General features: G+C 65.1%; 7 protein-coding genes. 3 read left to right on the top strand and 4 right to left on the bottom strand.

Features of this window, described 5'->3' with window-relative positions; genetic code table 11:
* From WBG82_RS04260 to WBG82_RS04250, 3 genes are all read right to left on the bottom strand, one after another.
* A partial coding sequence (locus tag WBG82_RS04260) for a WS/DGAT/MGAT family O-acyltransferase (protein ID WP_424421796.1) occupies positions 1–1,449 on the bottom strand: 1,449 nt, incomplete at its 3' end.
* 87 nt (positions 1,450–1,536) lie between these two features.
* Positions 1,537–2,451, bottom strand: coding sequence for a 2-hydroxyacid dehydrogenase (locus WBG82_RS04255; protein ID WP_424421793.1), 915 nt, complete (start codon positions 2,449–2,451; stop codon positions 1,537–1,539).
* A 20-nt stretch (positions 2,452–2,471) separates the two neighbouring features.
* Complete coding sequence (locus WBG82_RS04250) at positions 2,472–3,350, bottom strand: HpcH/HpaI aldolase/citrate lyase family protein (RefSeq protein WP_424421790.1); 879 nt, start codon at positions 3,348–3,350, stop codon at positions 2,472–2,474.
* A 108-nt stretch (positions 3,351–3,458) separates the two neighbouring features.
* Here WBG82_RS04250 and WBG82_RS04245 point away from each other — a divergent pair, with 108 nt between their 5' ends.
* Both WBG82_RS04245 and WBG82_RS04240 read left to right on the top strand, forming a co-directional pair.
* Positions 3,459–3,866 (top strand): HIT domain-containing protein, encoded by a 408-nt coding sequence (locus WBG82_RS04245; RefSeq protein WP_424421788.1) that lies wholly within the window; start codon positions 3,459–3,461, stop codon positions 3,864–3,866.
* 77 nt (positions 3,867–3,943) lie between these two features.
* The gene (locus tag WBG82_RS04240; RefSeq protein WP_424421785.1) at positions 3,944–4,393 is read left to right on the top strand and encodes a response regulator; all 450 of its coding nucleotides are present in this window, start codon (positions 3,944–3,946) and stop codon (positions 4,391–4,393) included.
* A gap of 93 nt (positions 4,394–4,486) precedes the next feature.
* On the opposite strand, the gene WBG82_RS04235 is transcribed toward WBG82_RS04240, so the two are convergent.
* Complete coding sequence (locus WBG82_RS04235; protein WP_424421783.1) at positions 4,487–5,908, bottom strand: spinster family MFS transporter; 1,422 nt, start codon at positions 5,906–5,908, stop codon at positions 4,487–4,489.
* Positions 5,909–6,069: 161 nt separating this feature from the next.
* On the opposite strand from WBG82_RS04235, the gene WBG82_RS04230 reads away from it, so the two are divergent.
* On the top strand, positions 6,070–6,805 hold a 736-nt coding region (locus WBG82_RS04230; RefSeq protein ID WP_424421781.1), incomplete at its 3' end, for a lytic transglycosylase domain-containing protein.

The raw sequence follows: 6,805 nt of genomic DNA, 5'->3' as shown, positions 1-6,805 counted from the left end.
GGTCTCGCGCTCTGCCCGGCGTTCGGCGAGGCGCTGGCGCGCGGCTTCCGCAGCCACGGCGAGAAGCGTTTCGTCCGCCAGTTCGATCTCGTCGCAGGCAATGCCGATATAGTCGGCGAGCTTGTTCAGATCGGGCAGCGCCTCGCGCGCGCCGAGCAGCCCGAAGTCGAGTTCGTCCGCATAGCTCGTAACGGTGATGTTGAGCGCCTGCCCGTGAACGAGAACGGACATCGGATAGTTGTGCACGAGTTCCGCGCCCATCAGAAAGAGCTTCTCGCGCGGGCCGGGCACGTTGGAGATCACGAGATTTGCGGGCGGGGCGACCATGTTGCCGAGGCCGAGCGCCTGCGAAAGAAGAATGACGCCGTTCATCAGCAGGGCGTAGTTCGTCGCCGTCTCGCGCGCCACGTCGCCGAGCTTGAGCTTGGCTTCGGTCGCGGAGGCGTGAATGGCCTTGAGCCTCGCAATGATGTCTTCCTCGTCGGTCGCGAGCGTCGTCACGATCATGGAGATCTGGTTGCCGCGCTGCTCGGCCCCTTTCGGCCGCACCGAGACGGGGCACATGGCGAGGATCGGCTTGTCGGGCAGCTTGCGGTGATCCTTGAGATAGCGCCTGATCGCGCCCGCGCAGATGCCGAGCACGACATCGTTCACCGTGAGGTTCAGGTCCTTCGCGATCGCCTTGATGCGCGAAAGCGGGACCGTATGGGTCGCAAAGCGGCGATGGCGCGTGATCGACTGGTTGAAGGGCGTCGGTGGCGCGGTGAAGGGGAGCGGCGATTTCCGGGCGCTGCCCGCAAGCATCTCCATTCCCGATTTGAGGGCGGCGGTCGAAAGCTGCTGGACCGAGCGCGCCTGCCCGAGCAGGCCCGAATAGCTGCGCGCGAGACGGTCCATGAGTTTCATCGGCTCGGCGGGCTTCTGGCCCGCGGGCGGCACCTGCCAGAAGGCGAGCGGCTTTTTCGTCGTGCGCGTTTTCGACAGCACGCGATCGAGGATCGACATGGCCGCGACGCCATCGACGCAGGAGTGATGGATCTTGAAGTAGAGCGCGACCTGGTTGTTCTCCAGCCCCTCGATGAAATAGCACTCCCAGAGCGGACGGGTGCGGTCGAGAAGGCGGGAATGCAGCCGCTCGACGAGCTTCATCAGCTGATCCATCGAGCCCGGCGCGGGCAGCGCCGAATAGCGGACGTGATAGTCGAGATCGAAATTCGTGTCCTCGATCCAGCTCGGCCAGACATCGAGTTTCAGATAGTCGGCGCGCAGTTTCATGTTGAATGGCGGGGCTGGCGGGATCGAATGGTCGATCCGCTCCATCAGGTCGCGGAAGAAATTGCCCTTGTAGTTCTTCGGCAGCCTGAAGATCTGGAGCCCGGCCACATGAGCCGGGCATTCATCCGTTTCGACCTGCAAGAAGGCCGCATCCTGCACATTCAATCGGGTCATCGATCCCCGCGCCTCCCAACGCGTTCCTCAGGAGGCAGTCTTCCACAAATGGAGGGGGTGAGGCTATGGAAAGCTCGCCGCGAGCCGCTAGCCGACCGCGCCGGGCATGGGCTTGCCCGCGAAGAAGGCGTCGAGATTGGCGATGACGGCATCCGCCATGGCGCCAAGCGCCTCGCGCGTGCCGCCGCCGAGATGCGGCGTCAGCACGACATTCGGCAGGCGTCGCAAATCCTCGCGCACATCGGGTTCGTTCTCGAAGACGTCGAGCCCGGCGCCCGCGATGGTGCGGTTCTCAAGCGCCGCGACAAGCGCATCTTCGTCGATGGCCGAGCCACGCGTGATGTTGACGACGTGACCGTCCGGCCCCAGCGCCTCCAGCACGGCCGCGTCGATCATGTGCCGGTTGCTCTCGTCGGCCCTGTGGGCGAGCACGAGCACATCGGCCCAGCGGGCAAGCTCCAGCACCGAGCCGAAATAACGATAGGGCACGCCCTCGCGCCGGTGGCGGCCGTGATAGGCGATTTCGGTTTCAAAGCCTTCGAGGCGGTGGGCGATCTTCTGGCCGATGGCGCCGAGCCCGACAATGCCGACGCGCCTGCCCGTGAGGCCGCGCGCAAAGAGCAGGCCCGCAGGATTGGGGCCGCGCCACTCGCCTGCGCGGATGAGGCGGTCGCCCGCCGTCACGTGCCGCAGCGAGGCAAGGAGAAGGCCGACGGCAAGGTCTGCGACGCTTGCCGCATTGGCGCCGACCGTGTTCGCAACCGCGATCTCGCGCGCCTTCGCGGCCTCGACATCGACGCCCTCATAGCCGGAGCCGAAGGTTGCGATCACGCGCAGGCGCGGCATCGCGTCGATCTCGGCCGGGCCGGTCGTGAGAGCGCCGATTGTGACGAGCGCCTCGGCCTCGCCCTTCGCCTCGGCGGGGACGAGCGTGTAGCTCTGGGCGATCTTGTGCTCGAAGAACTTGCCGAAGGGAATGGCGAGGAAAACGCTCGGCTTCATCTGGGACTCCATATTCACGTTCAATCTGTATGTTGGCCGGCTTCCGCGCGGGCGATGAGGGCGCGCGCCTGTTTCAGATGGGGAATGTCGAGCATGACGCCATCGAGCGCGACGACGCCGACATCGCCGGCCTTGTCGAACGCCTCGACCACGGCGCGCGCATGGGCGACGTCCGCCTCTGACGGGGTGAAGACGCGGTTGATAACCGGCACCTGCGCGGGGTGGATCGCCATTTTCGCGGTGAAGCCGTCGCGGGCGGCCTCGCGCGCCTCGCGCTCGAGCCCCGCCTCGTCGCGGAAATCCTTGTAAACGCCGTCGATCGGGATGACGCCCGCCGCGACCGCGCCGAGAAGCGTCAGCGTTCGGGCGAGCCTGTAGGGCTCGGTGTAGACGCCAGCATCGTTCTTGTTGCTGCGGGCGCCAAGCGCGGCGGCAAGGTCTTCCGCCCCCCAGGTGAGGCCGAAGAGGCGCGGGCTCGCCCCCGCATAGGTGCCGAGCGAGAAGAGCGAGGCGGGTGTTTCGGTCGCCACGCAGAAGAGCCTCACCCCTTCGGCCGGAAGGCCCGTATCCGCCTCGATATCGGCCAGCGCGGCCGAGACCTGCTTCACGCAGTCGCCGGAGAGCGTCTTCGGGATCAGGATCGCGTAAGGCCGGTGCGGCACGACGGATTTGAGGTCATCCCGCCAGAGCGGCGTATCGAGCGCGTTCATGCGGACGCAGATTTTCGGCCCGCCCTCCCTCGCGCTCATCAGATAGTCGCGCGCCATGGCGCGGGCCGTCTCCTTGCGGGAGGGGGCGACCGAATCCTCCAGATCGAGGATCAGCGCATCGGCGCCGGCATCCGCCGCCTTGGAAAGCTTCTTGTCGCTGTCGGCGGGAACGAAAAGGAAGGAACGCATGGTCGGGCCTCGGCTTGTCTGAAGGCGGGCTGTCTCACCGCCCGCCGGTCGGCTAGGTTATAAGCGCAGCGAGCGGGAAAATGAAAAGCGCTTCGGGGTTCCTCCAGCATGACCTTCCATCTCCATGAACGCCTGATGGCGGACACCTATACGGTCAAGGATCTGCCGCTCTGCCGGCTCCTCCTCATGGACGACCGGCGGTTCCCATGGACCATCCTGGTGCCGAGGCGCGACGGGCTGCGCGATTTCCACGATGTGGCCAAGGCCGACAAGCCGGAATTCCTCGGCGAGATCGACCATGTCAGCGCGGTGCTGAAGGCGATGACCGGCGCACAGAAGATCAATGTGGCGGCGCTCGGGAACATGGTTCCGCAGCTTCACGTTCACGTCATCGCCCGCTTTGAGACGGATGCGTGCTGGCCGAGGCCGGTCTGGGGCGAGGGGACGCCCGAGCCCTATGAGCCCGTGGAGGCGGGAAAGCTTATCGAGAGCTTAAGAAAAGGGCTTCACGGTTAACCTTTGGTTTAAGATTCGGCCCCTATGGTTGGTCCCATACGCAAGCCCGAAGCTTGCCTCATCTGGAGACCGACCCCGTGGCGACAGCCCTTATCGCCGATTCTTCCGCCCCTGTTCGCAGGGCGGCCCGTTTCCTCCTCGAAAGTCTCGGCTTCGAGGTCGCGGGCGCGCGCGACGGCGCGGAGGCGCTGGCCATGGTCGAAGGCATGTCGCCCGATCTCGTGATCCTCGATCAGCGCCTTCCCGGCGCGGACGGGGCTTCCTTGATCGAAAAGCTCCGGTTGCTCTCCGAGGGGCGGCGCGCCTGCATCTTCTTCATCGCCGATGGCGGCCCGGCCAGCGTCCGTGCGGCCATGGAGGCCGGGGCCGACGACTATCTGATGAAGCCTTTCGACCGCGAGCTGCTCTCCTTCAAGCTCGCTCAGGCGCGCGCCCGGGGCCGGCTCACGGAAGGCGTCCGGACGGTGAAGCTCATTCAGGACAATTCCTCGTCCTGGCGCTTCCGCGCATTCGGCAAGGCGATCTGAGATTTCACTTCAGTTGTCGGATGGAGAGCGCGGTCTTCCGGCCGCGCTTCGCGTACCCTTATTGTAAGAAGTTATGCATAACTATTTGTTTTGTCATGCCTTCTCGTTCCTGGAGCTCCAGTGCTCCAGGTAGTCGAGACTCTTGAGATAAGGCTTGAGTGAGTAGAAACCGAAGGCCGCGCCGATCAGCAGAATGACGGGCGGCACCGCCGCCAGCGAATAGCGCAGCATCATCTCGTCCTTGAAGACGAAGTCCGTCACCAGCGCGATCGAGGTGGGCCCGAGCCCGAGCCCGATGAAATTGACGATGAGGCCGGATAGCGCGGCCGCGAAGCCGCGCATCTGGTTCGGCATCATCTGCTGAAGCGCGGAGGGTCCGACGCCTGTGGTGAAGGTGGCAAAGAAGCTCGCCGGCGCGAGAAGGGCAAGCGCCATCATCGGGTCGTTGACGAGGGGGAAGGCGATGGCAAAGGGCAGCGTCACGAGCCCCGTCGCCGCCATGACAATGATGCGCCCGTTGCGATAGCCCTTCGAGCAGACGAAATCGCCGATGGCGCCGCCCGCGACGACGCCCGCCGTTCCGAAGATGACGATGATCCAGCCGTACCAGCGGCCCGCTTCCACCACGTCCCAGCCATAGGTGCGGACGAGGAAGGTCGGGATCCAGGCCGCGGTCCCATAGGCCATCATGGCGAGGAAGGCGAAGCAGAGGTTCATGCCGAGGAAGGAGCCCGCATTGTCCTTCAGATAGGCAATCACATCCGCCAGGGGCACTTCGCTGTCGCGCTCGACCCCATCGGGCCCGATCTCGCGGCGCATATGCCCGCGCCGCTCGGGCTCGCGAACGGTGCGGACCCAGAGCGCAATGAGCAGGCCCGGCAGGCCGACGATGAAGAAGACGATCTGCCAGGCGTAGAGATGCCCGAGAAGGGGCAGGTTGAGGTCGCCGCTCTTGGCGACGAAGCCGATCACCTCCGCGCCGATGACAAGGGCGAGGCCCGCGCCGATATAGACGCCCATGCCGTAAACGCCGATGGCGATGCCGAGGCGCTTGGGCGGGAAATAGTCGGAGATGACCGAATAGGCGGCAGGCGAGAGCGCCGCTTCGCCGACGCCAACGCCGATGCGATAGGCGAATAGTTGCCAGTAAACCTTTGCCGTACCGCAGAGAGCGGTCATCAGGCTCCAGAAGAAGACGCCCAGGGAAATGATGCCGATGCGGTTGCGCCGGTCGACGAGCCGGCCGATGGGCAGGCCCATGATGGTGTAGAAGGCGGCGAAGGCGAGGCCCTGCAACAGGCTCATCTCGGTGTCGGTGATCTGGAGATCGCGCTTCATCGGCCCGACCAGCAGGCTCAGGATCTGCCGGTCGATGAAGGAGAATGTGTAGGCGATGACGAAGACGGCGACGACGTACCAGGCATAGGCCGGGCTTGGATAGGGCCGCGCATCCCGTGCCGCCCGCTTGTGATGCAGAACATCCTCGACTTCAGACGCAACCTCGATTTCGGCCATTGGCCGTTCCCTCCCTGATGTGGCTCTTGCTTGGCGGGCCGGCTCTTTTCGACCGTTTCCCGCAGCGCCCCGGCTCATTGCCGCTTTCCGCGCTCACGCCGACTTTACCTGCTGGCACGGGCTTTGCGATCCCTTCGGTGAACAGAAGGGATTTTTCGACCATGAGTTTGGTACAAGCCGTTTCGGCCCACCCGCAAATCGCTGCCGCGCTGCAGAATGCGAGCGCGCAGACCGGGGCCGATTTCGACTATCTGCTCAAGACCGCAATGCGTGAATCGAGCTTGGATTGCTCAGCAAAATCAAGAACTTCGACGGCGTGCGGGCTATTTCAGTTCACCCAGCAGACCTGGCTCGGCACGATGAAGCAGGACGGGGCGAGCCTCGGTCTGGGTAAATATGCCGACGCCATCAGCAGGGATGCGAGCGGGCGCTATGTGGTGGCCGATCCTGCCGCCCGGAGGGAAATTCTTGCCCTGCGCAACGATCCGAGCGTCTCGGCCCTGATGGCGGGCGCCTACACCAATGCGAGCCGGGACAGGCTGGAAGCGAGCCTCGGCCGCTCGGTGAGCCAGGGCGAACTCTATGTCGCGCATTTTCTGGGAGCGGGCGGCGCCTCCAGGCTCATCTCGAGCGCCGAGGACACGCCCAATGCACGGGCCGATCTGCTCTTCCCGGATGCGGCGCGGGCGAACCGTTCGATCTTCTACGACCGTTTGGGGCAGTCGCGCACCGTGGCCGAGGTCTATCGGAACCTGATCTCCAGACATGAGGGGGGAGCCGCCCCGCGCTTCGAGATAGCGCCGAGGCCGGAACTGGCCGATGGCGAGGACAGCATGGGCGCGGCGGGCGCAAATGACGGGCCGGACGTCCGGGGCCTTGGCACGCTCGCCAATGCGC

The sequence above is a fragment of the Parvibaculum sp. genome, assembly GCF_049671045.1.
Taxonomy (GTDB): Bacteria; Pseudomonadota; Alphaproteobacteria; order Parvibaculales; family Parvibaculaceae; genus Parvibaculum.
The sequence above is the reverse complement of the archived record's forward strand: the minus strand, read 5'-3'. Positions and strand labels throughout refer to the sequence as shown.